Consider the following 26,931-nt stretch of genomic DNA (forward strand, 5'->3'; position numbering starts at 1 on the left):
AGGGGCGGTCGCCCCGCTGGCGGTGGCTTCCGAGGCCGGGACGACCGGCGTGGTGACGACCGGCGCGGTGGCGGCGGTTTCCGTGACGACCGTGACCGGGACCGTGAGCCGATCAAGCGACTGCCGATCCCCGAGGACGTCACCGGCGACGAGATCGACAAGGACGTACGGCAGGAACTGCAGAGCCTCCCGAAGGGGCTTGCCGAGGATGTCGCCAAGAACCTGGTGATGGTCGCCCGGCTCATCGACGAGGACCCCGAGGGGGCGTACGGCTACTCGAAGGTTGCCCTGCGTCTGGCGTCGCGTGTCGCCGCCGTACGTGAGGCGGCCGGTTTCGCCGCGTACGCGAGCCAGAAGTACAGCGAGGCGCTTGCCGAGTTCCGGGCCGCGCGCCGTATGACCGGTGGCGTGGACCTCTGGCCGGTCATGGCGGACTGCGAGCGCGGTCTTGGCCGGCCCGAGAAGGCGCTGGAGATGGCCGGTGCGCCTGAGGTGCACAAGCTGGACAAGGCCGGACAGGTCGAGATGCGTCTCGTGGCCGCCGGTGCGCGGCGGGACATGGGGCAGATCGACGCCGCCATCGTGACCCTCCAGAGCCCCGAGCTCGCCTCGAACTCGACGCAGCCCTGGACGGCGCGCCTGCGTTACGCGTACGCCGACGCGCTGCTCGCCGCCGGTCGCGAGGGCGAGGCGCGCGAATGGTTCGCGAAGGCCATCGAGTCCGACAAGGACGGCAGCACGGACGCCTCCGACCGGCTCGCTGAGCTGGACGGCGTCGAGTTCGTCGACGCGCTCGTCGAGGATGAGGACGAGTCGGAGTCGGTGACGGTGACTGTGACCGAGGTGGAGGCGCCGGCCGAGGTCGAGATCGACACAGTGATCGAGCCCGAGGACGACATCGAGCCCGAGGACGAGTCTTCGCAGGGCGAGCAGACGCCGGCCGAGGTCGACGCCGGCGATGACGAGGATGGCTCCAAGAGCGCGGCTCAGGACTGACGCCACGCAAGAGACGTAGACGCGGACGGGCGGGACTCCGGAAGGGGTTCCGCCCGTCCGCGTTTTCAGCGCGCGAGTGCCCGCAGTACCAGGCCCGAGGCCGGTTTCGGGCCGAACGACGTCGACTTGCGGGGCATGGTGACGCCCTGGCGGGCCAGGTCGCGTACGACGTCCTCGCGGACCGGGTGCATCAGGACTGCCGTGCCGCCGTCGCGCTCCGCCTTGTCGACGGTGGCCGCCGTGTCGTGGATGTAGGCGATGTGCTCGGGCGAGTCCTCCGGGATGCCCCAGACGTGTTCGAGGAGCGTGGCGTGCAGGACCGTCGCGTCCAGGGTGCGCCAGGCCTCGGGGTGGTCACCCGGGATCGTACGGGCGAGGAGGTCAGGAGACGGGCGGTCGACCAGGTGGAAGGCGCCGTCGCCGGCAAGGAGGAAGGCGTTTCCGTCCGCGGCTGCCGCGGCCAGGGCGTCCAGGGCCTCGGAGAGGGGGACGTCGAGGTGGCGTATGCGGAAGGAGCCGGTGAGGGCGGCCAGCGCGTCGGCGACCGGCAGGCGGTGCAGGAGGCGGTGGATCGCGCGGACGCGGAGCGGGTAGCGCGTGGTGTCGACCAGGAGGACCAGGCCGTAGTCCCAGGGGCTGGGGGAGGGGTGCTCCGCGCGTAGACGCAGATACGTCGCCCAGCGGTGGTGGCCGTCGGCGATGAGGGCCTGGTGGTGACCGAGATCTGTCTGGATCTCGGCCAGGTCTGCGGGGTCGGTGACCGCCCACAGGCGGTGGCTGAAACCGTCCTCCGTGGTGGTCGACAGGAGCGGCGGGTGCTGGGCGGTGCGCTCGATGACGGCGGCGGTGCCGACCCGGGAACCGTTGCCGCGGTAGGTCAGCAGCAGGGGTTCGAGGTTGGCGGAGGTGGCGCGCATCAGGGCCGCGCGGTCCGCGATGACGTGCGGCATCACGTCCTCGTGGGGGAGGACGACGCCGTCCGCAGGCTCCGACAGGCGCAGGGCGCCGATGATGCCGCGTTGCAGCATGCCGTCGCCGTCGCGCTGTTCGTAGACGTACAGACCCGGCTCGGTGTCGGTGGTGAGGACGCCCTCGGACAGCCAGCGGTGCAGGGTTTCGGCCGCCTGCTGGTTGCGCGCGGTGGGGGTGGAATCCTGCGGGAGGATCAGCCGGACGATGTTGTGCGGGTCCGCGGATTCGAGGTGCAGCAGACCGTCCGGCCGCACGACGACGTCGTACGGCGGTGAGGTCACGGCGGCCAGGCTGCCGACCCGGTCGGGGTCGTAGCGCAGGCCCCGGAAGGGGTTCAGATCAAGGCCCATGCGTGCGGGTACGTGCGCGGGACCTGCATAGTTCATTCAGGCATCGTAAGTGTGTCAGTGGCATGCGCGATGATCGGGGCAAAGGGATCGAACGAGGAGCGATGCGGAATGAGTCAGACCGTCAGGACGCGGCCCGAGGGCAGTGCACAGGCCCTGAGTGAGGCGTACGACACGGCTCTGCTCGATCTGGACGGGGTGGTGTACGCGGGCGGGAACGCGATCGCGTACGCGGTTGAGTCCCTCGGCACGGCCCGTTCGGGCGGGATGCGTCTCGCCTACGTCACGAACAACGCGCTGCGGACGCCGGACGTGGTGGCCGAGCACCTCACGGAGCTGGGGATACCGACCGGGGCCTCCGACGTCATCACCTCGGCGCAGGCCGCGGCACGGCTCATCAGCGAGCAGGTGCCCGCCGGCGCGCGTGTGCTGGTCATCGGCGGGGAGGGGCTGCGGGTCGCGCTGCGTGAGCGCGGGCTCGAACCGGTCGAGTCGGCCGATGACGATCCTGCTGCTGTCGTCCAGGGATTCGGTGGCCCGGATCTGCCCTGGGGGCGCTTCGCGGAGGCGTGCTACGCCATCGCGCGCGGGGTTCCGTGGTTCGCGTCCAACACCGATCTGACGATCCCGAGCGCACGCGGGATCGCTCCGGGCAACGGCGCGGCGGTGGAGGTCGTGCGCATCGCCACGGGCGCCGAGCCGCAGGTGGCGGGGAAGCCGCTGCCCCCGATGCACCGGGAGACGATTCTGCGGACCGGGGCCGAGCGACCGCTGGTGGTCGGTGACCGGCTGGACACGGACATCGAGGGTGCGTTCAACGGCGAGGTGGACTCGCTGCTCGTGCTGACCGGCGTCACGGACGGCGCCCAGCTGCTCGCCGCTCCGCCGCAGCACCGGCCGACGTACCTGGACGCCGATCTGCGCGGTCTGCTCACCGGGCAGCCGGAGGTCGTCGAGGCGGCCGGGGGCTTCCGCTGCGGCGGCTGGACCGCGACGGCCGCCAGCGAGCGGCTGGAGCTGGAGGGCGACGGCGAGGCCCTCGACGGTCTGCGTGCGCTGTGTGCGGCGGCGTGGACGGCGGCCGGCGACGGGGCGTGCGAGCTGGACGGGGGGAAGGCGCTGGCGCGGTTGGGGCTCTGAGCGCGCAGAGGGCTCAGCAGGCGCGACAAGGAGAGCGGCAGGGGGAACAACAAGCGGAGCAACAGGCGGAGCAACAGGCGGCTCATCAGGGGCGACTCGGGATCGAGGCCCAATGGGAGGGTAGGCTAACCTAACTGCGTGTTGGTTGACAGTCCTCCTGAAGAGCGCGCGGAGACCGCCCCCGCGCCCCCAACCCGCCGGGCGATACGTGCTTTTGGGCTCCTCGCGTCCGTGGGGCTCCTGGTGCTCGTCGCGTTGGCGAGCATCGCGATCGGTGCGAAAGCGCTGCCGCTGGACGAGGTCTGGCACGGCCTGTTCCATGACTCGGGGACGTACGCCGATGTCGTGGTCGGTGACCGGCTCTCCCGTACCGTCCTCGGCCTGCTGGCCGGCGCCGCGCTGGGGCTTTCGGGAGCCGTCCTCCAGGCCCTCACCCGTAACCCGCTGGCCGACCCCGGACTGCTCGGGATCAACGCGGGCGCGTCCGCCGCGGTCGTCACCGCCATCACGTTCTTCGGCGTCACGAGCCTGAGCGGCTACGTCTGGTTCGCCTTCTTCGGGGCGGCGGCGGTTGGCGCGCTGGTCTGGTTCCTCGGTGGCAGCCGGGGGGCGACGCCGGTGCGGCTCGCGCTCGCGGGTACGGCGATCAGTGCCGCGCTCTACGGCTATCTGCAAGCCGTGATGATCATGGACAACGCCGCGCTCGGCAAGATGCGTTTCTGGACGGTCGGTTCACTGGCCTCGGCCACCGACACCACCATCAGGCAGGTGCTGCCGTTCCTGGCGGTCGGCACGATCCTCGCGCTGGCCCTCGCCCGGCCGCTGAACGCCGTGACCATGGGCGACGACACCGCCCGCGCGCTCGGCGCCAACCTGAACCGCACCCGCGCGCTCTCCATGGCCGCCGCGACCGTGCTGTGCGGGGCCGCGACCGCCGCCTGCGGGCCGATCGTGTTCGTCGGCCTGATGGTCCCGCACGTCGTCCGGTCCTTCACCGGGCCCGACCTGCGCTGGATCCTGCCGTACGCCACCGTGCTGTCGCCCGTACTGCTCCTGGGCGCCGACGTCGTCGGACGGATGGTGGCGCGGCCCGCGGAGTTGCAGGTCGGCATCGTCACCGCGGTCCTCGGCGGCCCGGTCTTCATCTATCTCGTACGACGGCGGAGGACGGCGCAGCTGTGACCACCACACACGATCCGGCCACCCGCCCCCCGGCCCTCCGTGTCCGGGGTACCCGAGCCGTCCGGACACGCGGCGGGCTGTCGGTCCGGTTCGACGTCCGGGCGTTCACCGTCGTCGTCCTGCTGATCGTGGCCGCGCTCACCGCGAGCGTCGTGCTGATCGGCACCGGCGACTTCCCGATCTCGGCCGCGGACGTCCTCAAGACGCTGTTCGGCGAGGGGACCGCGATCCAGGAGTACATCGTCGGCGACCTGCGGCTGCCGCGGGTCCTCGTCGGTCTGCTGGTGGGGGCCTCACTGGGGCTCGGCGGGGCGATCTTCCAGTCCATCTCCCGCAATCCGCTGGGCAGTCCGGACGTGCTCGGCCTCGGGCAGGGCTCCACGGCCGGCGCGCTCATCATGATCGTGCTGTTCTCGGGGAGCGCGAACCAGGTCGCTCTCGGGGCGCTCGTCGGCGGACTCGTGACCGGGATCGCCATCTATCTGCTCGCCTGGAAGCGAGGAGTGCACGGTTATCGACTGGTTCTGGTCGGTATCGGTGTCTCCGCGATCGTCACGGCGGTCAACGGCTATCTGATCACCAAGGCCGACATCGTCGACGCGGCCCGCGCGATCGTCTGGATGACCGGCTCGCTCAACGGCCGTGACTGGAAGCAGGTATGGCCGCTGCTCGTCATGTGCGCCGTCCTTATACCCCTGGTCCTCGCCAACACGCGAGCGCTGCGCATGATGGAGATGGGCGACGACGTCTCGTACGCGCTCGGAGTGCGGGTCGAGCGGACACGGCTGCTGCTGATGGTGGCCGCCGTACTGCTCACCGCGGGCGCCACCGCCGCCGCGGGGCCGGTCGGCTTCGTGGCGCTGACTTCGCCGCAGCTCGCCCGGCGGCTGACCCGCTCACCCGGACCGAACATCGTGCCCTCCATGTGCATGGGCGCGACCCTGCTGATCGTCGCGGACTGGGCCTCGCAGCGGGCCTTCGGCGCCGACCAGCTGCCCGTCGGCGTCGTGACCGGAGTCCTCGGCGGCGTCTATCTGCTGTGGCTCCTGGTCACCGAGCGGAAGGCGGGCCGGATATGAGCGCCGCAGCGAACGAGAACACCAAGAGGAGCACCAGCACCGTGAACCGCCTGTCCGCCGACAACGTCACCCTCGCCTACGACCAGCGCGTCATCGCGGAGAAGCTGTCGGTGGAGATCCCCGACAACTCCTTCACCGTGATCGTCGGCCCGAACGCCTGCGGCAAGTCGACACTGCTGCGCGCCCTTTCGCGGATGCTCAAGCCGTCCGAGGGGCGGGTGCTGCTCGACGGGCAGGTCATCCAGTCGATGCCCGCGAAGAAGGTCGCCAGGACGCTCGGGCTGCTGCCGCAGTCGTCGATCGCGCCGGACGGGATCACGGTCGGCGACCTGGTCGGCCGGGGCCGCTATCCGCACCAGGGGCTGCTGCGCCAGTGGTCCACGGAGGACGAGCGGGTCGTCCAGGAGTCGATGGCCTCGACCGGAGTCGCCGAGCTCGCCGATCGCTATGTCGACGAACTGTCCGGCGGACAGCGGCAGCGCGTGTGGATCGCCATGGCCCTCGCACAGCAGACACCGCTGCTGCTCCTCGACGAGCCCACGACCTACCTCGACATCCAGCACCAGATCGACGTCCTCGACCTCTGCGCCGAACTCCACGAGGAACAGGGCCGCACCCTGGTCGCCGTACTGCACGACCTCAACCACGCGGCCCGGTACGCCACCCACCTCATCGCCCTGCGCGAAGGCGAGGTCATCGCCGAGGGCGCGCCGAGCGAGATCGTCACGGCCGGCCTGGTCGAGGAGGTCTTCGGACTGCGCTGCCAGGTCATCGACGACCCGGAGACAGGGACACCACTGGTGGTGCCGGCGGCGCGCAAGGCCCGTACGGCCGCCTCGGACTCGGCCAAGGCGCCGGTGTCGGTGTCGGCTACGGAAGGGTCCTGAGGCGGAAGTCGGTTACAGAAGGGTCCTGAGCCGGAACAGGTCGCGCAGGCCCGCCTCCAACTTCACCCGGCCCGAGCCCCAGGCCTTCGCGAAGTTCAGCTCGCCGTTCACCATCGCGACCAGGTCGTCACCGCTCATCGTGAGCCGGATCTGGGCCTTCTCGGCCGGCGAGCCCTGGAGTGTGTCCAGCACTTTGATCCGGCCGTCCTGGAGACGGCCGACGAAGGTGATGTCCAGGTCGGTGATACGGCAGCTCAGCGAGCGGTCCAGGGCCGCAGCGGTGCGTACGTCCCCTTCGGCGCTCGCCATGTTGTCCGAGAGCTTCTCGAGCGCCGTGCGGCACTCCTCAATCGTCGCCATCGTGATCGACGGTACCGCAGGGCTTCGCGGTAGCGTCGGGGCATGAGCGACTCAGTGCCGGAGATCCCGTCTCCGCAGGACGAGGTCCCGGAGCCGGAGGTTCCGGTCGATGCCGGCCCCGCCTACGACCTTGCCGTCCCCGCCCCGCTGAACGTGCCCCGCACCCCCACCGGCAACGCGGACATCGACGCCCAGCTCGACCGGCTGGCCGACGCCGACCACCTCGCCACGGAGGGACATGTCGAGGTGTACGAGGATGTACACCGGGGGCTGCGCGACGCGCTCACCGCGCTCGACGCCCGCCCGGGACCTCCGGTGCCCCCAACGCCGTACGACCGCAGGAGCTGAACCGAACGTGGCAGGAGTGGCACGCCGCCGCCTGGATGCCGAGCTGGTCCGCCGCAAGCTCGCCCGCTCGCGTGAGCACGCCGGACAGCTGATCGCCGCCGGGAGGGTCAGCGTCGGCAAGACCGTCGCGGTGAAGCCCGCCACACAGGTGGAGACCGCGGCCGCGATCGTGGTCACCCAGGACGACAGCGACCCGGACTACGTCTCGCGCGGCGGACACAAGCTCGCCGGCGCGCTGGAGGTCTTCGTTCCGCAGGGGCTGAAGGTCGAGGGACGGCGGGCGCTGGACGCCGGTGCGTCCACCGGCGGCTTCACCGACGTACTGCTGCGCGCGGGAGCCGCCCATGTGCTCGCCGTCGACGTCGGCTACGGTCAACTTGCTTGGTCTCTGCAGAGCGATGAACGCGTCACCGTCAAGGACCGTACGAACGTACGCGAGTTGACGTTGGAGGCGATCGATGGGGAGCCCGTGGATCTTGTTGTCGGGGATCTGTCCTTCATCCCGCTCGGCCTGGTGCTGCCCGCCCTCGCGCGGTGCGCGGCGCCCGACGCCGATCTGGTGATGATGGTCAAACCACAGTTCGAAGTGGGGAAGGAACGGCTGGGCAGCGGCGGTGTCGTGCGCAGCCCGGAGCTGAGGGCCGAGGCCGTGCGCGGTGTGGCCGCGCGTGCCTGGGGGCTCGGGCTCGGTGTGCGGGGGGTCACGGCCAGCCCGTTGCCCGGCCCGTCGGGCAATGTCGAGTACTTTCTGTGGCTGCGTGCCGGGGCACCCGAACTCGATCCGGCAGACGTTGACCGTGCAGTGGCGGAGGGGCCGCGTTGACACAGACCCGAGCTCGTACTGTTTTCCTGCTCGCCCACACCGGGCGGCCCGCTGCGATCCGCAGCGCCGAACTCGTCGTCCAGGGGCTGTTGCGCTCCGGGATCGGCGTACGTGTGCTGGAGGCGGAGGCCGCCGACCTGCCGCTGCCACCGACAGTGGAGCTGGTGAAAGAGGCCACACCGCAGTGCCTCGACGGGTGCGAGCTGCTGATCGTGCTCGGCGGTGACGGCACGCTGCTGCGTGGCGCCGAGTTCGCCCGCGCGTCCGGGGTGCCCATGCTCGGCGTCAACCTCGGCCGCGTCGGCTTCCTCGCGGAGGCCGAGCGGGACGACCTCGACAAGGTCGTCGACCGGGTGGTGACCAAGGCGTACGAGGTCGAGGAGCGGATGACCGTCGACGTCGTCGTGCACAAGAACGGCGACATCGTGCACACCGACTGGGCGCTGAACGAAGCCGCCGTACAGAAGGTGTCCGCCGAGAAGCTGCTTGAGGTCGTGCTGGAGATCGACGGGCGGCCCGTGACCGGCTTCGGCTGCGACGGGATCGTCTGCGCCACGCCGACCGGCTCCACGGCGTACGCCTTCTCCGCGGGCGGGCCCGTGGTGTGGCCGGAGGTCGAGGCGCTGCTGATGGTGCCGATCAGTGCGCACGCGCTGTTCGCGAAGCCGCTGGTGACCTCGCCGGACTCGGTACTCGCGATCGAGGTGCTGCCACACATTCCGCCGGGGGTGTTGTGGTGCGACGGGCGCCGGTCGGTGGAGTTGCCGCCGGGAGCGCGGGTGGAGGTGCGGCGGGGGGCTGTGCCGGTGCGACTGGCCCGGCTGCATCACGCGTCGTTCACGGATCGGCTGGTGGCGAAGTTCGCTCTGCCGGTTTCCGGGTGGCGCGGGGCGCCGCACTAGTCGTACGACGGCGTGGCTGGCGTGCACGACTTGTGTGCGGCGTCTGTACGGTGGCCCACTCCCGCGGGTGACAACGGACCCTTTGTGGGTCCTTGTCACCTGCGCCTTCGTACCAGGGGGGTGGGGGCCGTCGCACATCCGGTCCCTGACCTCGTAAGGTCGGGGGCGTGTTGGAGGAGATGCGGATACGGTCGCTCGGAGTCATCGACGACGCGGTGGTCGAGCTGTCGCCAGGCTTCACCGCCGTGACCGGTGAGACCGGTGCGGGCAAGACGATGGTGGTCACCAGCCTCGGGCTGCTGCTGGGCGGGCGTGCCGACCCGGCGCTCGTGCGGATCGGCGCCAAGAACGCGGTCGTGGAGGGGCGGATCACCGTACCCGCGGGCGGGACGGCGGTCGTACGGGCCGAGGAGGCCGGAGCCGAACTCGACGACGGGGCGCTACTGATCAGCCGTACCGTTTCCGCCGAGGGGCGCTCACGGGCGCACCTGGGCGGGCGCTCCGTGCCGGTGGGGGTGCTCGCCGAACTCGCCGACGAGCTCGTGGCCGTGCACGGCCAGACCGACCAGCAGGGGCTGCTCAAGCTGTCCCGGCAGCGGCAGGCGCTCGACCGGTACGCGGGGGACGCGGTCGCCGTGCCGCTCGCCAAGTACGCGGGCGCCTACCGTCGGCTGCGCGCGATCTCGGGCGAACTGGACGAGATCACGACGCGCGCGCGTGAGCGGGCCCAGGAAGCCGACCTGCTGCGCTTCGGGCTCGACGAGATCGCGGGGGTCGAACCGCGCGCGGGCGAGGACGTGGAGCTGGCCGCCGAGGCCGAGCGGCTCGGTCACGCGGAGGCGCTGGCGTCGGCCGCCACGGTCGCGCACGCGGCGCTCGCGGGCAATCCCGAGGACCCGGAAGGCATCGACGCGGCGACGCTCGTCGCGGGCGCGCATCGGGCGCTCGAGGCCGTACGGTCGCACGACTCCTCGCTCGGCGCGCTGTCCGCGCGGATCGGCGAGGTCAACATCCTGCTGCGCGATGTGGCGGGGGAGCTGGCCGGGTACGCCGACGACCTCGACGCCGACCCGCTGCGGCTCGCGGCGGTCGAGGAGCGGCGGGCCGCGCTCACCCAGCTCACCCGCAAGTACGGCGAGGACATCGACGCCGTGCTCTCCTGGGCCGAGCAGGGCGCCGCACGGCTCCTCGAACTCGAAGGCGACGACGAGCGGATCGACGAACTGACCGCCGAGCGGGACGCGCTCCGGTCCGAACTGGGCGGACTCGCCCAGGGGTTGACGGAGGCCCGTACGGAGGCCGCCGAACGGTTCGCCGCCGCCGTGACCGCCGAGCTGGCCTCGCTCGCCATGCCGCACGCGCGCGTGTCGTTCGAGATCCGGCAGACCGACGACCCGGAGGGCGTGGAACTCGGCGGGCGTACGGTCGCGTACGGTCCCGCGGGCGTCGACGAGGTCGAGCTGCTGCTCGCTCCGCACCCCGGCGCGCCGCCCAGGCCCATCGCCAAGGGTGCCTCCGGCGGTGAGCTCTCGCGCGTGATGCTCGCGGTGGAGGTCGTCTTCGCCGGTACGGATCCGGTGCCGACGTATCTGTTCGACGAGGTCGACGCCGGTGTCGGTGGCAAGGCCGCGGTCGAGATCGGGCGGCGGCTCGCCCGGCTCGCGAAGACCGCGCAGGTCGTGGTCGTCACGCATCTGCCGCAGGTGGCCGCGTTCGCCGACCGGCAGTTGCTGGTCGAGAAGACCAACGACGGGTCGGTGACCCGGTCCGGGGTCAAGGTCCTGGAGGGCGAGGACCGGATCCGCGAGCTGTCCCGGATGCTCGCGGGGCAGGAGGACTCGGAGACGGCCCGGGCACATGCGGAGGAGTTGCTGGCGACGGCCAGGGCGGACGGGTAGCCGCCGGCGGGCGGGGGGATTCTCCGCCGCTCCGCGACGGTGTGTGGCCTTGTCCGCTGCGCGGGGTGGCTTTGACCGCTCCGCGGTCCGATCTCCGCCGCTCCGCGGCGTTTTCCCGCCCGCCCGCCCCTTTTGACCGCTCCGCGGTCCCCGGATCCCGGCCGCTCCGCGGCCCTCCTAAAGTTGCCCGCATGATCACACGCAACGGCAGGACCGCCGCATTCGGAACCGCCCTGACCCTCACCCGCGCCGGAATCACCGCGCTGCGCGCCAAGGCGCCGGGTGGCCCCACCCGTTGGGAGCGCGAGAACTACGCCGGGCGGACCGTCGAGCTGTACGCCGGCCCCGCCGCTGCCGTGGGAGCGGCGCTCGGGGCCGCGCGGACCCATCGTGCGGCCGGGTTCGCCGTGCTGGCCGCCGGTGCGTGTGGTGCGTACGACGATGTTGCTGGGGCGGGTGATCCCCGGCGGGGGTTCCGGGCGCACCTGGGGGCGCTGCGGGACGGTGAAGTGACCAGCGGGGCGGTCAAGTTGTTCGGGATATCGGCGGCGGGGCTGGTGGCCGGGGCGATGCTCAAGGAGCGGGCCTTCGACAAGCTGCTCGCGGGTGTGGTGATCGCCGGGACCGCGCACTTCGTCAACCTCGTGGATGTGCGTCCCGGGAGGGCTGCCGGTGCCGTGCTCGCCCTGGGGGCGCCCGGGTTGCTGCGGGACGGGACCGCGGGGCGGCTGTCCGCCGTGGCGATGGGGGCCGCCGCGGCCGTACTCCCCGACGACCTCGGCGAACGCGCGATGATCGGCGACACCGGCGCCCACGCGCTCGGCGCGGCCCTGGGCACCGCCATCGCCGCGGGCAACGGCCGGGCGGGGCTCGTCGCACACGCCGCGGCACTGGTGGCGGCGACGGTGTACGGGGACAAGGTCAGCGAGGCGGCGCGGTCACTGGGGTGAGCGACGACACGCGGGCTCGCACGGTTCCTGAAGCGTGAGGCGCGGGGGCGCGACGGCGTGGGGTGTGAGGCGCGACGGCGTGAAACGCGACGGTGTGCGTGCCGTTGCGCCCCGCGCGATCACCAGGTGCACAAACCCGCACGAAAACACGGCACTTCTCACTCATGTGAGTGACTGAAGCCCCCGAGTTGCCCATGCCGTCGCGATCGCGTTCGGGCAGCGGTGTCGGAACGCCCGTGCGGCCTGGCATCCTTGGCGTTGTACGCGGAGCGCGACGTGCGGTACACCCCCTCTGTACGGTTCTCCGCAGGATTCTTCTGTACGTTTCTTCGTGACCGTCCGACGCCGAACCAGGAGCCCCGGCCACGTGAGCCACGTGAGCAGCCACTCACCGCACGGCCAGTCGCCGCTGCGCACCGTGCAGGTGCTCGGCGGCGGGAGCGCTGGCAGCAGCGCGCATGTGCGGTCGCTGGCCTCGGGTCTCGTCGCCCGGGGAGTGCGGGTCACCGTGTGCGCCCCCAGCGATGCCGATCATGCATACGGGTTCAGCGGTGTGGGCGCGCGGCATGTTCCGGTGCCGCGCAGCAGCGATCCCGCCTCCGTGGCCGCGCTGCGGACGGCCTGTGCGGACGCCGACCTGGTGCACGCGCATGGGCTGCACGCGGCGCTGAGGGCCGCGTTGGCGCTGAGTGGGCGGCGTATCCCGCTCGTCGTCACCTGGCACACGCGCTCGCACGCCGAGGGCGCGCGGGCACATCTGCTGCGCCTCCTCGAACGGCGGGTCGCCAAGGCCGCCGCCGTGGTGCTCGGCACGTCCTCCGACCTGGTGGACCGGGCCCGCAGCAGGGGTGCTCGCGACGCGCGGCTCGCCGCCGTCGCGTTCCCGGTGCCGCGCGGCTCCGCCGAGAACGGGGACCCCGACCGGCTGCGGCTCAAGGCGCGAGCCGAACTGGGCGCCACCGACCGCCCGTTGCTGATGGCCGTCGGCTCCCTCGACCGGGGCCGCGGTTACGACACCCTGCTGGACGCCGCGCGGGCGTGGCGGGACCTCGACCCCCTGCCGCTGCTCGTGATCGCGGGGGAGGGGCCGCTCAGGACGGTGCTGCAGCGCCGTATCGAGGACGAAGGGCTGCCCGTCCGCCTGGTCGGGCGGCGCGACGACATCACGGAGCTTCTCGCGGCGGCCGATCTCGCGCTGCTGCCCAGCAGTTGGGAGTCCCGCTCCGTCCTCGCGCAGGAGGCCCTCCACATGGGCGTGCCGCTCGTCGCGACCGCCGTCGGCGGCATCCCCGAACTGGTCGGCGACGCGGCGGAACTCGTCCCGCACGGAGACGAGAAGGCGCTCGCCGAAGCCGTCGTACGCCTTCTCGGCGATCCCGCGCGCCGGGAGCTCCTCAGGGAGAAGGGCGCCCGACAGGCCGCCACCTGGCCGACCGAGGACGACACGGTGGCCCAAGTGCTGAGTGTCTACGACGAGTTGACCCAGGCGCGACCGCTTCCCTGAGCGAGCCCTGCGCCCCTACGGCACAAGCCTCCGCGCGCGCAGCGCCAGGCTCAACGCCAGTACCGTCTGCGGGTCGTCCAGGTCAGTGCCCAGCAACTCCCCGATGCGGGCCAGGCGGTTGTAGAGCGTCTGGCGGTTGAGGTGCAGCTCCCGGGCCGTCTCCGCCTTGCGGCCCGCGTGGGCCAGATACGTCTCCAGGGTGGGCAGCAGCGGCGGCTTGGAGCGGTTGTCGTGGTCGCGCAGGGGGCCGATGGCGCGGTCCACGAAGGCCGCCAGGTCCGGGTGGTCGCGCAGGCGCCACAGGAGCAGGTCGATGTCGAGGCGGCGGGCGTCGTACCAGGGGCGGTCGGTCAGTCCCTGCGCGGCCGTCGCCGTCTCCGCCGCGTGCCGCAGGCCCGCGGAGGCCGCCGCCCAGCCGCCCGCGACGCCGACGACGACCACCGGCGGCTGCGCGCCGGGCCGCTGCATGCCCGCGCGCTCCACGCCCGCCCGCAGCGCCGCCGCGACCCGGTCCGCGACGGCCGAGCGTTCGGACTCCGAGCGCAGGCCCAGCAGGAGCGGGACACGGCCCTCGACGGGACGTACGCCCAGCAGGACGGGCACACCGACCGAGGCGAGCTCCTCGGCGACCGCGCGGGCCAGGACCGCCCAGCCGCCGCCGGGGGAGAGGCCGTCGGCGAGCCGCATCACCACCGGCAGGAGCGGGCTGCTGCCGGGCTTGAAGCCGAGTACGCGGGCCTGCGCCGGTGCGTCCTCCGCCTCGATACGGCCTTCGGCGAGGTCGGTGAGGAAGTCGCCGCGTCCGCGCGCCGCGAGCTCCTCCTCCTGGCGGGCCTGCATCAGGACGACGGCCAGGATGCCGGCGGCCCGCTCCATCGCGAGCCTGTGCACCGGGGCGACCGGGGCGTTGACGGGCAGCAGGACCAGCCGGGCGCGGACCGAGCCGGTGCCGGGGCCGCCCCCGGGCACGTCCACGAGTGTCGTCCCGGCAGGTGGTTCCTCCTTGTGCTGGCCGCGCAGCCCCTCCCACACCTGGAGCGGATCGGCGCCTGCGCCCCCGGACCCGGCGGCGTACAGGAGCTGTCCCTCCGCCGTCTCCAGGAACACCGGGTTGCCGCTGAAGTCCGCGAGAATGCCGAGCACCTGAGGTACGCCGCCCCCGCCGAGCAAGGCCTCGGTGCATCGCCGGTGCACCTCCTCGGCCTGCTGGAGCAGGGCGTAGTGGCCGTTGACGATCTCGGTGTGGATCTCCTCCGTGACGGCCACGAAGGGCACCTCGCGGTGTAGCTGGACGAGGGGGAGACCGGCGGATCTGGCGGTGTCCACGAGGGCGGCGGGCAGCCGGGTGAAGCGCGGGCCGAGTTCCACCACGAGGGCCGCGATGCCGCGCTCGGCCAGCGTGCGGACGAACGCGCGCTGTTCGGCGGGGCGGGTGCCCAGGCCATATCCCGTGGTCAGGAGGAGTTCGCCGCCCTTGAGGAGCGAGGCGATGTTCGGGACCTCGCCCGCGTGCACCCAGCGCACGGTGCGCTGCAGCCGGTCGGCCCCCGCGAGGATCTCCGGGAGCCCACTGCGCAGCCCGGGCAGCTCCAGCGCCCGCTGCACGGTGATTCCGGCGCCCTGGGTGTCGTAACGGCTGTCCATGCTCCCGGACGCTACCCGCGGAGGCGGCGCGGAACATCTCCGGCCCCTGACGTGCGCCGTCCTTGAGGAGTGCTCAGCCGGGCACGGGGGCGATGTTGTGGTTGAAGCGGAAGACGTTGTCGGGGTCGTACTCCGCCTTCACCGCTGCCAGGCGCCGGGTGTTCTCTGCCCCGAGGCCGGCCACCACCCGGTCGGCGCCCTCGTCGCCGATGAAGTTGAGGTAGACCGCACCGGTGCTCCACGGCTGGACGGCGGAGCGGACGCTCTTGACCCACTGGACGCAGCGTTCGTCGTCCGCCGGGTCCTCCCAGACGCCGAAGGGGTGCACGGCCCATGGCGCGTCCCGGTAGGGCACCGGGAATTCGGTGGGGCCCGTGGCGATCGCGCCGCCCTGCGGGAACAGGACGTGCTGGGTGGTGGGTACGGGAACGGTGTCGCCGAGGGCGCAGAAGACGTCCACGAGTTCGTCGGGCAGACCGGTCAGGTACTCGGCGGACCAGTAGTTCCGCATGCCGGGCGGGTCGTCGAGCATGCACTGGAAGTCCACGTAGGGGAGGGCGGTGACGATCTCGGCCTCGTGCGGCAGTGCAAGGAGCGGCTGGGCGAGTTTGCGCATGTCCTCCTCGCCGCCCGCGTACGTCAGGAGGGCGCAGCACAGTGGCTCGCCGACCAGGTGCTCGGGGATGAACTCCTCGGGCGGGCCGGTCAGGTAGATGACGCCGCCGCTCGCCTCCTGGGGTCCCGTCGAGATGATCTCGCGGTAGAGGCCGACCACCTCCGGGCCGCGCTCCGGCAGGTACATCAACATGGCGATGGAGAACTCGGGCAACTCGTGCAGCTTCAGGGTCAGCGCGGTGGCGACACCGAAGTTCCCGCCGCCGCCGTGCAGGGCCCAGAACAGTTCCGGGTTCTCCGCCTCGGTGGCGCGGACCGTCCTGCCGTCGGCCGTCACCAGGTCGACGCCGAGCAGATTGTCGACGGCGAGACCGACGGTCCGGTCGAGCCAGCCGCTGCCGCCACCGAGTACGAAGCCGCCGACCCCGGTGGTCGAGACGCGGCCGCCGGTGGTCGCGAGGCCGTGCGGCTGGGTCGCGTGGTCGAGATGGCTCATGAGGGCGCCGCCCTGGACGCGTACCGACCGGGATCCGGGGTGGACCGTCACCTCGTGCATCCTGCGCAGGTCGACCACCAGACCGCCGTCGTTCAGGGCCATGCCCGCCACGCTGTGACCGCCGCCGCGCACCGCTATGGCGAGGTCCAGCTCCCGCCCGAAGCGCACGGCCCGGACGACATCGGCCTCGTTCGCGCACTGTGCGATCACCGCCGGGCGCCGGTCGATCATCCCGTTGTAGACGGACCGGGCCTCGTCGTAGCCCGGGTCGTCGGGGGCGAGTACCTCGCCGGACAGATCCGCGCGGAGCGCAGCGAGGGCCGCGCCCGCCTTGGAGAGGGGAGCCATGGCAGCCGACCCCTTTCAGCAGGGGACAGGACTGCTCTCAGCCTAGGCGGGCACGGTGGATCGGGCGCGTTCAGACGGATTCAGGCGCATTCATCTGCATTCAGGCGGATTCGTGCGCGTTCAGCCGCCGTACGCCCCGCTCGCCGTCAGTCGCAGCGCCGTGTCGATCAGCGGAACGTGACTGAATGCCTGCGGGAAGTTGCCGACCTGGCGCTTGAGCCGGGGGTCCCACTCCTCGGCGAGCAGACCCAGGTCGTTGCGGAGCGCGAGCAGCTTCTCGAAGAGCTTGCGGGCCTCGTCGACCCGCCCGATCATCGCGAGGTCGTCCGCCATCCAGAACGAGCAGGCGAGGAAGGCACCTTCGTCACCCTCCAGGCCGTCCACGCCCGCGTGCTCGCCGCTGGTCGGGTAGCGCAGGATGAAGCCATCCGAGGTCGACAGCTCGCGCTGGATGGCCTCGATGGTGCCGATCACGCGCTTGTCGTCCGGCGGCAGGAAGCCCATCTGCGGGATGAGGAGCAGCGAGGCGTCCAGCTCCTTGGAGCCGTACGACTGCGTGAACGTGTTGCGCTCCTTGTCGTAGCCCTTCTCACAGACGTCCCGGTGGATGTCGTCGCGCAGTTCGCGCCACTTCTCCAGCGGGCCGTCCGCGTCACCGGACTCGATGAGCTTGATGGTGCGGTCGACGGCGACCCAGGCCATCACCTTGGAGTGCACGAAGTGGCGGCGCGGGCCGCGGACTTCCCAGATGCCCTCGTCCGGCTGGTCCCAGTGATCCTCCAGGTAGCGGATCAGCTTGAGCTGGAGGAGCGAGGCGTAGTCGTTGCGGGACAGGCCCGTCATGTGCGCCAGGTGCAGGGCCTCGGTGACCTCGCCGTACACATCGAGCTGAAGCTGACCCGCGGCGCCGTTGCCGACCCGTACCGGCCCCGAATTCTCGTACCCGGGAAGCCAGTGGAGCTCCGCCTCGCCCAACTCCCGTTCGCCCGCGATGCCGTACATGATCTGCAGGTTCTCCGGGTCGCCGGCGACCGCGCGCAGCAGCCATTCGCGCCAGGCGCGGGCCTCCTCGCGGTAGCCGGTGCGCAGCAGCGAGGAGAGCGTGATGGCCGCGTCGCGCAGCCAGGTGTAGCGGTAGTCCCAGTTCCGTACGCCGCCGATCTCCTCCGGGAGCGAGGTCGTGGGCGCGGCGACGATGCCGCCCGTGGGCCCGTACGTCAGGGCCTTGAGCGTGATCAGGGAGCGTACGACAGCCTCGCGGTAGGGGCCGTGGTACGTGCACTGGTCGACCCAGTCGCGCCAGAACTCCTCGGTGGCCTCCAGCGACTCCTCCGGCTCGGGCAGAGCCGGGGGCGCCTTGTGCGAGGGCTCCCACGAGATGGTGAACGCGATCCGGTCACCGGGCGCCACCGTGAAGTCGGCGTACGTGGTCAGCGCCTTGCCGTAGGTCTCGCAGGCGGTGTCGAACCACACCGAGTCGGGTCCGGCGACGGCAACCGTCCGGCCCTCGTGCTTGTGCACCCAGGGCACCACACGGCCGTAGCTGAAACGCATCCGCAGCGCGGAGCGCATCGGGACCCGGCCCGTGATGCCCTCCACGATCCGGATCAGCTGCGGCGCGCCGTCACGCGGGGGCATGAAATCGGTCACGCGGACAGTGCCGCGCGGGGTGTCCCACTCGGATTCCAGGATCAGCGAGTCGCCGCGGTAGGTGCGGCGCGCCGCCGTCGGCGGTTTGGCGTCGGCGGCGTGCGCCGGGCCGAGCCGCCAGAATCCGTGCTCCTCCGTGCCGAGCAGTCCGGCGAAGACGGCGTGGGAGTCGAAGCGGGGCAGGCACAGCCAGTCGACCGTGCCGTCCCGGCAGACCAGCGCGGCTGTCTGCATGTCTCCGATGAGTGCGTAGTCCTCGATGCGCCCGGCCACGTGCATCTCCAGTCGAACGGCCACGTCGCCCCCGGAGGGGCGGTCGCTCTTGCGGTCAAGGGAACGTTGGTATTGCGTCGCTACGAAACGTCAATTAGTCGGTGCGATTGTCGTTGCGAAACGAACTGACGAGCTCTCGTGTTCCGGGATACGGACGGGGATGGTGCCGTGTGTCGGCCGGGCTCGGCAGCGAGTGTCCGAGCAGGATACGACGCACGTGGAAGATCCGCGTGCCGCTCCCGGTAACCCGGCTGGGCTGATCGAGTGAGTGGCGTGTGGGGCGCGTGGCGACTTGTGTGCGGAGCGTGGCCGGAAGCAGCCTCCTCGCGGCGCTGATACCCTGGTAGCCCGTGGACCGGTGGGAGAAAAACCCCCGAACCGCAGCGACGGCGCCTCCGGAAATCTTCGGACACCATGCCGGCACGCACCCCAGACCGCGACCACGGGAGCCCCCTCTTGGCCATGACGCCCGCTGCTTTTCGAAACAATGCAGCCACGACGACAAAGCACATCTTCGTCACCGGGGGTGTCGCCTCCTCCCTCGGCAAGGGCCTCACGGCCTCGAGTCTGGGTGCGCTGCTCAAAGCGCGGGGCCTGCGAGTCACCATGCAGAAGCTCGACCCGTACCTGAACGTCGACCCTGGCACCATGAACCCCTTCCAGCACGGCGAGGTGTTCGTCACCAATGACGGCGCCGAGACCGACCTGGACATCGGACACTACGAGCGCTTCCTCGACGTTGACTTGGACGGCTCCGCCAATGTCACTACAGGCCAGGTGTACTCGACCGTCATCGCCAAGGAGCGGCGCGGCGAGTACCTGGGCGACACCGTGCAGGTCATCCCGCACATCACCAACGAGATCAAGCACCGCATCCGCCGTATGGCCACCGATGACGTCGACGTAGTCATCACGGAGGTCGGCGGCACGGTCGGCGACATCGAGTCCCTGCCGTTCCTGGAGACGGTCCGTCAGGTCCGTCACGAGGTCGGCCGCGACAATGTGTTCGTCGTCCACATCTCGCTCCTCCCGTACATCGGCCCCTCCGGGGAGCTGAAGACGAAGCCGACCCAGCACTCGGTTGCGGCGCTGCGCAACATCGGTATCCAGCCGGACGCGATCGTGCTGCGCGCGGACCGCGAGGTCCCCACCGCCATCAAGCGCAAGATCTCGCTGATGTGCGACGTCGACGAGGCGGCCGTGGTCGCGTGCATCGACGCCAAGTCGATCTACGACATCCCGAAGGTCCTGCACACCGAGGGCCTGGACGCGTACGTCGTCCGCAAGCTGGACCTGCCCTTCCGTGACGTGGACTGGACGGCCTGGGACGACCTGCTCGACCGCGTCCACAACCCGCTCCACGAGATCAACATGGCGCTCGTCGGCAAGTACATCGACCTGCCCGACGCCTACCTCTCGGTGACCGAGGCCCTGCGTGCCGGCGGTTTCGCCAACAAGGCCCGCGTGAAGATCAAGTGGGTCACCTCGGACGACTGCAAGACCCCGGCGGGCGCGGCCAAGCAGCTCGGTGACGTCGACGCGATCTGCATCCCCGGCGGCTTCGGCGACCGAGGCGTGTCCGGCAAGGTCGGCGCCATCCAGTACGCCCGCGAGAACAAGATCCCGCTGCTCGGCCTCTGTCTCGGCCTGCAGTGCATCGTGATCGAGGCCGCGCGCAACCTGGCCGACATCGCGGACGCCAACTCCACCGAGTTCGACTCCGCCACCGCCCACCCGGTCATCTCCACCATGGCCGAGCAGCTCGACATCGTCGCCGGCGAGGGCGACATGGGCGGCACCATGCGCCTGGGCATGTACCCCGCGAAGCTCGCCGAGGGCTCCATCGCGCGTGAGGTGTACGACGGCAAGGAGTACGTCGAGGAGCGTCACCGTCACCGCTACGAGGTGAACAACGCCTACCGCGCCGAGCTGGAGAAGAAGGCCGGTCTGCAGTTCTCCGGAACCTCGCCGGACGGCAAGCTCGTCGAGTACGTCGAGTACCCGCGCGACATCCACCCGTACCTGGTCGCGACCCAGGCGCACCCCGAGCTGCGCTCGCGTCCGACTCGCCCGCACCCGCTCTTCGCGGGCCTGGTCAAGGCCGCGGTGGCACGCAAGACGGGCAAGTGACGCAAGGGTTGTACGGTGGCCGGGGTGTGTGCCTTTCGAGGTGCGCACCCCGTTTTCCGTTGCGGGTACAGGTAACGGATTCTTGTGCGGGGCCGACAGCTTTTTTGCACGTGTGGGAGGACAGGGCATGACCATCAAGGACACCGCCGAGGAGTGGGAGATCAGGGCGAGCGAGACCCCCTTCGTCGGCAACAAGACCTCGGTCCGCACCGACGACGTGGTCATGCCCGACGGATCGGTCGCCCGCCGCGACTACCAGGTCCACCCCGGCTCCGTGGCCATCGTCGCCCTCGACGACCAGAACCGCGTCCTGGTGCTGCGCCAGTACCGCCACCCCGTCCGCCACAAGCTCTGGGAGATCCCGGCCGGACTCCTCGACATCCCCGGCGAGAACCCTCTGCACGCAGCCCAGCGCGAGCTCTACGAAGAGGCCCATATCAAGGCCGAGAACTGGCGTGTCCTGACCGACGCCTACACCACGCCCGGCGGCTGCGACGAGGCCGTCCGCATCTTCCTGGCCCGCGACCTCTCCGAAGCCGAGGGGCAACGCTTCGAGGTCGAGGACGAAGAGGCCGACATGGAACTGGCCCGGGTCTCCGTCGACGAGCTCGTACGGGGCGTACTCGCCGGAGAGCTGCACAACAACTGCCTCGTCGTCGGCGTACTTTCGCTGGTCGCCGCACGGCACGGCGAGGGCCTCGACGCGCTGCGTCCGGCGGAGGCGCCGTGGCCGGCGCGGCCCTTCGAGGTCTGACGGGCTGCCGACGCCCACCTGACACCCGTCTGACGCAGACAGTCCTACGATCGCCTGATCCGATCGGGGGACGTGCCCGCCGCGCTCCGCACGGATCGTCGCAGAGCGTGAACTAGGCTCTGAAAACGCCCCGTCCGGAGTCCCGGCGGGTTTGCGCGTGCAGTGGGACGGGAGTGTGGCCCGTGACGGATCAGGCGGTGGACAACGGCGGCACGAAGGTGTCGGCAGAGGGGCAGCGCCCGGCTGCCGGGTCCGCTCCTACGGAGAGTCAGTTCCTGGGTCGTACAAGAGAGTTGAAGGAACTCCGGGCCGACATCGAGCGCGCTGGCCTGGACACCATCTCCGGCCGTAAGGCGCCACGCGCGCGCGTGCTGCTCATCGCGGGCAAGCCCGGCTCGGGCCGCACCGCGCTCGCCGAGGAGCTTGCGGAGCAGGTCGCCGAGAGTTACCCCGACGGAGTTCTGCGTGCCCGGCTCACCGAACCCGACGGCACCCCGGTCCCCACCGAGCGCACCGCCCGCGAGCTGCTCACCGCCCTGGAGCGTCCCACACCGCCCGGGGCGGGCGCCGAGGACCTCGGCGAGTCGCTGCGCGAGGCGCTCGCCGTCCGCCGCGTCCTGCTCGTCCTCGACGACGCGGCCGACGCCGAGCAGGTCGACGCCCTGCTCCCGGACACGCCGGAGTGTCTGGTCGTGGCCGTCTCCGGCGGGCCGCTGACCGGCATCGCGGACGTCCGCCCCTGCACCCTGGGGGGCCTGGACACCAAGTCCGCCCTCGAACTGCTCGGCCGCTTCACCGGCTCGGTGCGCATCACCGTGGATCCGTTCGCCGCCGAGGGCCTGGTCGAGCTGTGCGCGGGCCAGCCCGCCGCCCTGGTGCTCGCCGGCGGCTGGCTCGCGACCCGCCCCCAGTCGGCCGTCGCCGACCTCGCCAAGCAACTGCGCTCCGACGGCGAGGAGGGCTCGCCGCTGGCCCGCGTCTTCCGGCTCACGTACGCCTCGCTGCCCAGCGCCGCCGCGCGGATACTGCGACTGCTGTCGCTCGCCCCGGCCGGGCTCGTCGACCCGCACACCGCGTCCGCGCTCGCGGGCTGCTCGGTGAACGCCGCCCGCACCACACTGGACGACTTCGCCGCGCTCGGCCTCCTGCGGCCCGTGGAGTCGCCGCTGCCGCAGTACGAGGTGCCCGGCTGCCTGCTGCCGCTGCTGCACGCCCTCACCGAGACCCACGACCGCCCCGCCGAGCTCCAGCTGGCCCGCGCCCGGATGCTGGAGCGGACCGTACGGCTGCTGGTGTCCTGCCGCGCCATCACCGAGACCGACAGCTCGCCGGCCCGCGAGAAGCTCGCCGGAATGCCCCGCGCCCTGCGCTTCCCGAACCCCCGGGCCGCCGCCGACTGGCTGCGCATCCGGCAGCCCGCGCTGCTCGCCTCGGCCCGGCTTGCGGTCGCCGACGGCGAGCTGGACACCCTGGCCCGCCGCATCATGGCCGCGCTGGTGCGGGCGATGGTCGCGCACGTCGGTACGCAGGCCGCTGCGCCCGAGCTGTACGGCATCCACCGGCTCGTCCTGGACGTCGCCGAGCGCCGGAAACTGCCCCGCGAGAAGGCCGCGGCCCTGCTGAACCTCGCGGATCTGGACGCCCAGACGGGTCGTACGGCGGACGCCCTGGCCCGCTACCGGGCCGCACTCGACGCCGGACGCGAGGCGAACGATCCGTATGCGACCGGCCGCGCGATGGAATCCGTAGGCGGCGCCCACCAGGAGCTCGGGGACTACGACCGGGCGGCCGACTGGTACGGGCGGGCGCTCGCCGATCGGCTCGCCCGCGACGAGCGCGTGGACGCCGCCCGGCTGTACGGCCGGATCGCCGCCGCGCACACCTACGCGGGCCGCTACGGCGAGGCGCTGCGCAACTGGCGGGCCGCCGTAGCCGGGCACCGCAAGAACGGCGATGTGGCCGCCCAGGCACGGGCGTTGAGCGAGATGGCACGTGTCCAGGAGTACGCCGGACGGCCCGAGGAGTCACTGCGCACCTGCCAGGAGGCGGCCGAGTGGGCGCGCCGCGCCGACGACGTACGACTGCAGGCCGCGCTGCAGCTCAGGCTGGCCGACACGCTGGACCGGCTCGGCGACCCGGCGGCGGCGCGACTGCACCGGGGTGCGGCCGAGCGAATGCTGGGTGACGAGCTCCCGGAGAGCGCATCGGCCAGGGAACAAGACGCTAACGCCTGCGAAATCCGTAGTACATCCGAAGAAGATTGATGCATTGAAAGGCTAGACAGAGGGAATCCCTTCATTAGACTGGCTCCGCCGCGCTCTTTCGTGGTGTCTCCCGTTGTGCTCCCGTACGTCGGGTATGACATGCAATGCCCCGGCTCGCATCGCCTCGGCATGCACAGCCCCAGAACCCTCTGAGCCAAGGACCGTGATCGACGTGAAGGTCGGCATCCCCCGCGAGGTCAAGAACAACGAGTTCCGGGTGGCCATCACCCCCGCCGGCGTGCACGAGCTGGTGCGCCACGGCCACCAGGTGCTCATCGAGAAGAACGCCGGCGTCGGCTCCTCGATCACGGACGACGAGTTCGTCGCCGCCGGTGCGCGGATCCTCGCCACCGCCGACGAGGTCTGGGCCACCGCCGACCTGCTGCTCAAGGTCAAGGAGCCCATCGCGGAGGAGTACCACCGCCTCCGCAAGGACCAGACGCTCTTCACGTACCTGCACCTGGCCGCCTCCAAGGAGTGCACGGACGCGCTCGTCGAGTCCGGCACCACGGCGATCGCATACGAGACGGTCGAGCTGCCCAGCCGTGCGCTGCCGCTCCTCGCCCCGATGTCCGAGGTCGCGGGCCGCCTCGCCCCGCAGGTCGGCGCCTACCACCTGATGCGCTCGGTCGGCGGCCGTGGCGTGCTCCCCGGTGGTGTCCCCGGCACGCAGCCCGCGCGGGCCGTCGTCATCGGCGGCGGTGTCTCCGGCTGGAACGCCACGCAGATCGCCGTCGGCATGGGCTTCCACGTCACGCTGCTCGACCGCGACATCAACAAGCTCCGCGAGGCCGACAAGGTCTTCGGCACCAAGGTCCGGGCGATCATGTCCAACTCCTTCGAGCTGGAGAAGGCCGTCCTGGACGCCGACCTCGTCATCGGCGCGGTTCTCATCCCGGGTGCCAAGGCGCCGAAGCTCGTCACCAACGAACTTGTCTCGCGAATGAAGCCGGGAAGTGTTCTTGTCGACATCGCGATCGACCAGGGTGGCTGCTTCGAGGACTCGCGTCCGACCACCCACGCCGAGCCGACCTTCCCGGTCCACAACTCGGTCTTCTACTGCGTCGCCAACATGCCCGGCGCCGTGCCCAACACGTCGACGTACGCGCTCACCAATGCGACGCTTCCGTACATCGTGGAGCTCGCGAACCGCGGCTGGGTCGAGGCGCTGCGCCGTGACGCGGCGCTCGCCAAGGGTCTCAACACCCATGACGGCAAGGTGGTTTACCGCGAGGTCGCCGAGGCGCACGGCCTGGAGCACGTCGAGCTGGAGTCCTTGCTCGGTTAAGTCATCAACGGGTAAAAAGGCGATACGTCAACACGGGTCGTCAACACCGCACACCCGGCCGGACCTTGCCCGACAAGGCCCGGCCGGGTGTGTGTCGGGTCACTTTGTGACACTCGTTCAACTCGCCACGAACGTAACTCTTTAACCGATTCGTACACCGGTGAAACCTACCGTGCGACGGCCTTACGCCCTTGACAGAGGGGTGTTCGGTTGCCGACACATCGGGTCGGGTCCGGCGGATTGTGTTGCTGCGGACCGGTGACACGCCATAGAGTCGCCAACCGTCGGCATGGTGCCACGCTGACCTATCGAGAAGTTTCCTGGTCACCAAGGAGGTAAGACGACTTGTGAATGAGTCGACATTTACTCCCGGGGGTGGTCAACCAGGAATGCCGACGCGGGGCCAGGGCCCCACGGGGCTCGAGGCTGTCGGCTCCGTCGCTGTCCGCACCTTCGCAGCCCAGAAGAGTCCCCGGATGACTCAGACAGCACACCCGAGCATGGATGGCCATCACGTGAACGCCATGGCCGGCAACGGAAGTGGCGAGAACCGCACCCACTTCGCCGACTACGACGAACTGCCCGAGGGGCACTTCTACGACCCCGACGCCGAGTACGAGCCAGATCCCGAGTACGCGGCCACGCTCGCGCCCGACGCGGCCCGTCAGCGCCGTGAGCGCGTCGGTCCGACCGGGCGCCCGCTGCCGTACTTCCCGATCCCGGGCCCGCTGACCGACCACGGCCCCGCGACGATCATCGCGATGTGCAACCAGAAGGGCGGCGTCGGCAAGACCACGTCGACCATCAACCTGGGTGCCGCGCTCGCGGAGTACGGACGCCGGGTCCTGCTCGTCGACTTCGACCCGCAGGGCGCGCTCTCGGTCGGCCTCGGCGTCAACCCGATGGAGCTCGACCTCACGGTCTACAACCTGCTCATGGAGCGGGGCATGGTGGCCGACGACGTGCTCCTGAAGACGGCGGTCCCGAACATGGACCTGCTGCCCAGCAACATCGACCTGTCCGCCGCCGAAGTGCAGTTGGTGAGCGAGGTCGCGCGCGAGTCCACACTCCAGCGCGCCCTGAAGCCGCTGATGGCCGACTACGACTACATCGTGATCGACTGCCAGCCCTCGCTCGGCCTGCTCACCGTCAACGCGTTGACGGCAGCCCACAAGGTGATCGTGCCCCTGGAGTGCGAGTTCTTCGCACTGCGCGGTGTCGCGCTGCTCACCGAGACCATCGAGAAGGTCCAGGAGCGGCTCAACCCCGAGCTGGAGCTCGACGGCATCCTCGCCACGATGTACGACTCCCGCACGGTGCACAGCCGTGAGGTGCTCGCGCGCGTGGTCGAGGCCTTCGACGATCACGTCTACCACACGGTCATCGGGCGCACGGTGCGCTTCCCGGAGACCACCGTCGCCGGAGAGCCGATCACCACGTACGCCTCCAACTCCGTAGGTGCCGCCGCTTATCGTCAGCTCGCCAGGGAGGTGCTCGCCCGGTGTCACGCCGAGTGAGTCTGCCGGGGGCCGACGAATTGTTCCGTACCACCGGGGGAATGGCGCTCCAGTCGTCCTCGCCCTCGCGCCGGACCAACGGCGAGGCCCGGGTGCCGGCTCCCGCGGGCGAGAGCGACGCGGCGGCCGCCGGGGAGGACGCACCGCAGTCGGTGCCCGTCCAGGGCGGTGACGGTGAGGGCGACGAACATGTCGCGGCCGACTCCGGCTCGGGGGGCTCCCGCAGCCGGGGTGCGGCTCCGGAGCGCTCGGGGCCAGGTCAGGCGGCGCAGGAAGGTTCTGCCGCCGGGCAGTCCTCGCGCAAGCGCGGGCGGGGCCAGGGGCAGGGGCGTCGGCAGCCCAGTGGCCGGGAGCGCCACGACGAGAAGATCACCGTGTACGTCTCCGCCGAGGAGCTCATCGATCTCGAGCACGCCCGTCTGGTGCTCCGGGGCGAACACGGGCTCGCGGTCGACCGTGGGCGGATCGTCCGTGAGGCGGTCGCCGTCGTCCTCGCCGATCTCGAATCCCGTGGGGACGCGAGCATTCTCGTACGACGGCTTCGTGGGCGGTAGGAGGTAGCCT

Annotated in this window: 22 protein-coding genes; 17 read left to right on the top strand and 5 right to left on the bottom strand. The window is 71.0% G+C overall.

From position 1 onward, the window contains the following. Positions 1 to 120 precede the first annotated feature (120 nt). Positions 121 to 996, top strand: a complete 876-nt coding sequence (locus OG266_RS35180; protein ID WP_371553076.1) for a hypothetical protein — start codon at positions 121 to 123, stop codon at positions 994 to 996. 65 nt (positions 997 to 1,061) lie between these two features. Here the strand turns inward: OG266_RS35180 and OG266_RS35185 are convergent, their stop codons facing one another. After that, a complete protein-coding gene (locus OG266_RS35185; RefSeq protein ID WP_371550652.1) occupies positions 1,062 to 2,354 on the bottom strand; it encodes a DUF1015 domain-containing protein in 1,293 nt (430 codons plus the stop codon). A 72-nt stretch (positions 2,355 to 2,426) separates the two neighbouring features. Between OG266_RS35185 and OG266_RS35190 the strand changes: the two genes are divergently transcribed. The 4 genes from OG266_RS35190 to OG266_RS35205 all read left to right on the top strand — a co-directional run bounded on the left by OG266_RS35190 (position 2,427) and on the right by OG266_RS35205 (position 6,603). Further along, the gene (locus tag OG266_RS35190; RefSeq protein WP_371550654.1) at positions 2,427 to 3,455 is read left to right on the top strand and encodes an HAD hydrolase-like protein; all 1,029 of its coding nucleotides are present in this window, start codon (positions 2,427 to 2,429) and stop codon (positions 3,453 to 3,455) included. A 138-nt stretch (positions 3,456 to 3,593) separates the two neighbouring features. Then, positions 3,594 to 4,637, top strand: coding sequence for a FecCD family ABC transporter permease (locus OG266_RS35195; RefSeq protein ID WP_371550656.1), 1,044 nt, complete (start codon positions 3,594 to 3,596; stop codon positions 4,635 to 4,637). Next, positions 4,634 to 5,716 carry a FecCD family ABC transporter permease gene (locus OG266_RS35200; RefSeq protein WP_371550658.1) on the top strand — a complete coding sequence of 361 codons (1,083 nt, stop codon included), beginning with the start codon at positions 4,634 to 4,636 and terminating at the stop codon, positions 5,714 to 5,716. The genes OG266_RS35195 and OG266_RS35200 overlap by 4 nt, the downstream gene beginning before the upstream one ends. Further along, a complete protein-coding gene (locus OG266_RS35205; RefSeq protein WP_371550660.1) occupies positions 5,713 to 6,603 on the top strand; it encodes an ABC transporter ATP-binding protein in 891 nt (296 codons plus the stop codon). Before OG266_RS35200 ends, OG266_RS35205 begins: the two co-directional genes overlap by 4 nt. A 12-nt stretch (positions 6,604 to 6,615) precedes the next feature. On the opposite strand, the gene OG266_RS35210 is transcribed toward OG266_RS35205, so the two are convergent. Beyond that, positions 6,616 to 6,963, bottom strand: a complete 348-nt coding sequence (locus tag OG266_RS35210; protein ID WP_266466423.1) for an SCP2 sterol-binding domain-containing protein — start codon at positions 6,961 to 6,963, stop codon at positions 6,616 to 6,618. Between the two features lie 42 nt (positions 6,964 to 7,005). Here OG266_RS35210 and OG266_RS35215 point away from each other — a divergent pair, with 42 nt between their 5' ends. The 6 genes from OG266_RS35215 (at position 7,006) to OG266_RS35240 (ending at position 13,388) form a co-directional block, all read left to right on the top strand. Then, positions 7,006 to 7,311 (top strand): hypothetical protein, encoded by a 306-nt coding sequence (locus OG266_RS35215; protein WP_371550661.1) that lies wholly within the window; start codon positions 7,006 to 7,008, stop codon positions 7,309 to 7,311. A gap of 7 nt (positions 7,312 to 7,318) precedes the next feature. Then, on the top strand, positions 7,319 to 8,134 hold the full coding sequence (locus tag OG266_RS35220; protein ID WP_371550663.1) for a TlyA family RNA methyltransferase: 816 nt from the start codon (positions 7,319 to 7,321) through the stop codon (positions 8,132 to 8,134). Next, positions 8,131 to 9,036: an NAD kinase gene (locus OG266_RS35225; RefSeq protein WP_266466431.1), complete on the top strand. Its 906-nt coding sequence runs from the start codon at positions 8,131 to 8,133 to the stop codon at positions 9,034 to 9,036. Before OG266_RS35220 ends, OG266_RS35225 begins: the two co-directional genes overlap by 4 nt. Positions 9,037 to 9,203: 167 nt before the next feature. Next, positions 9,204 to 10,934, top strand: coding sequence for a DNA repair protein RecN (gene recN / locus OG266_RS35230; protein ID WP_266466434.1), 1,731 nt, complete (start codon positions 9,204 to 9,206; stop codon positions 10,932 to 10,934). 191 nt (positions 10,935 to 11,125) lie between these two features. Beyond that, positions 11,126 to 11,884, top strand: a complete 759-nt coding sequence (locus OG266_RS35235) for a hypothetical protein (protein WP_371550664.1) — start codon at positions 11,126 to 11,128, stop codon at positions 11,882 to 11,884. 367 nt (positions 11,885 to 12,251) lie between these two features. Then, positions 12,252 to 13,388, top strand: a complete 1,137-nt coding sequence (locus OG266_RS35240; RefSeq protein WP_371550666.1) for a glycosyltransferase family 4 protein — start codon at positions 12,252 to 12,254, stop codon at positions 13,386 to 13,388. Positions 13,389 to 13,403: 15 nt separating this feature from the next. On the opposite strand, the gene OG266_RS35245 is transcribed toward OG266_RS35240, so the two are convergent. From OG266_RS35245 to OG266_RS35255, 3 genes are all read right to left on the bottom strand, one after another. Then, a complete protein-coding gene (locus OG266_RS35245) occupies positions 13,404 to 15,032 on the bottom strand; it encodes a PucR family transcriptional regulator (protein ID WP_329548457.1) in 1,629 nt (542 codons plus the stop codon). 73 nt (positions 15,033 to 15,105) lie between these two features. After that, positions 15,106 to 16,491 (bottom strand): FAD-binding oxidoreductase, encoded by a 1,386-nt coding sequence (locus OG266_RS35250; protein WP_371550668.1) that lies wholly within the window; start codon positions 16,489 to 16,491, stop codon positions 15,106 to 15,108. A gap of 120 nt (positions 16,492 to 16,611) precedes the next feature. Continuing rightward, positions 16,612 to 18,414: a glycoside hydrolase family 15 protein gene (locus OG266_RS35255; RefSeq protein ID WP_266470806.1), complete on the bottom strand. Its 1,803-nt coding sequence runs from the start codon at positions 18,412 to 18,414 to the stop codon at positions 16,612 to 16,614. Positions 18,415 to 18,876: 462 nt separating this feature from the next. Between OG266_RS35255 and OG266_RS35260 the strand changes: the two genes are divergently transcribed. The 6 genes from OG266_RS35260 (at position 18,877) to OG266_RS35285 (ending at position 26,921) form a co-directional block, all read left to right on the top strand. Further along, positions 18,877 to 20,544, top strand: coding sequence for a CTP synthase (locus OG266_RS35260; protein WP_266466449.1), 1,668 nt, complete (start codon positions 18,877 to 18,879; stop codon positions 20,542 to 20,544). Positions 20,545 to 20,671: 127 nt separating this feature from the next. Beyond that, a complete protein-coding gene (locus tag OG266_RS35265) occupies positions 20,672 to 21,298 on the top strand; it encodes an NUDIX hydrolase (protein WP_266466452.1) in 627 nt (208 codons plus the stop codon). Between the two features lie 182 nt (positions 21,299 to 21,480). Then, positions 21,481 to 23,562, top strand: a complete 2,082-nt coding sequence (locus OG266_RS35270; RefSeq protein WP_329548460.1) for a tetratricopeptide repeat protein — start codon at positions 21,481 to 21,483, stop codon at positions 23,560 to 23,562. 172 nt (positions 23,563 to 23,734) lie between these two features. After that, entirely contained in the window at positions 23,735 to 24,850 is a 1,116-nt protein-coding gene (gene ald, locus OG266_RS35275) for an alanine dehydrogenase (RefSeq protein ID WP_266470808.1), read from the top strand. A gap of 389 nt (positions 24,851 to 25,239) precedes the next feature. Next, positions 25,240 to 26,367 carry a ParA family protein gene (locus tag OG266_RS35280; protein ID WP_266466456.1) on the top strand — a complete coding sequence of 376 codons (1,128 nt, stop codon included), beginning with the start codon at positions 25,240 to 25,242 and terminating at the stop codon, positions 26,365 to 26,367. After that, entirely contained in the window at positions 26,352 to 26,921 is a 570-nt protein-coding gene (locus tag OG266_RS35285; RefSeq protein WP_371550669.1) for a hypothetical protein, read from the top strand. Before OG266_RS35280 ends, OG266_RS35285 begins: the two co-directional genes overlap by 16 nt. Positions 26,922 to 26,931 lie beyond the last annotated feature (10 nt).

It is taken from the genome of Streptomyces sp. NBC_00554, from assembly GCF_041431135.1.
Classification (GTDB): Bacteria; Actinomycetota; Actinomycetes; order Streptomycetales; family Streptomycetaceae; genus Streptomyces.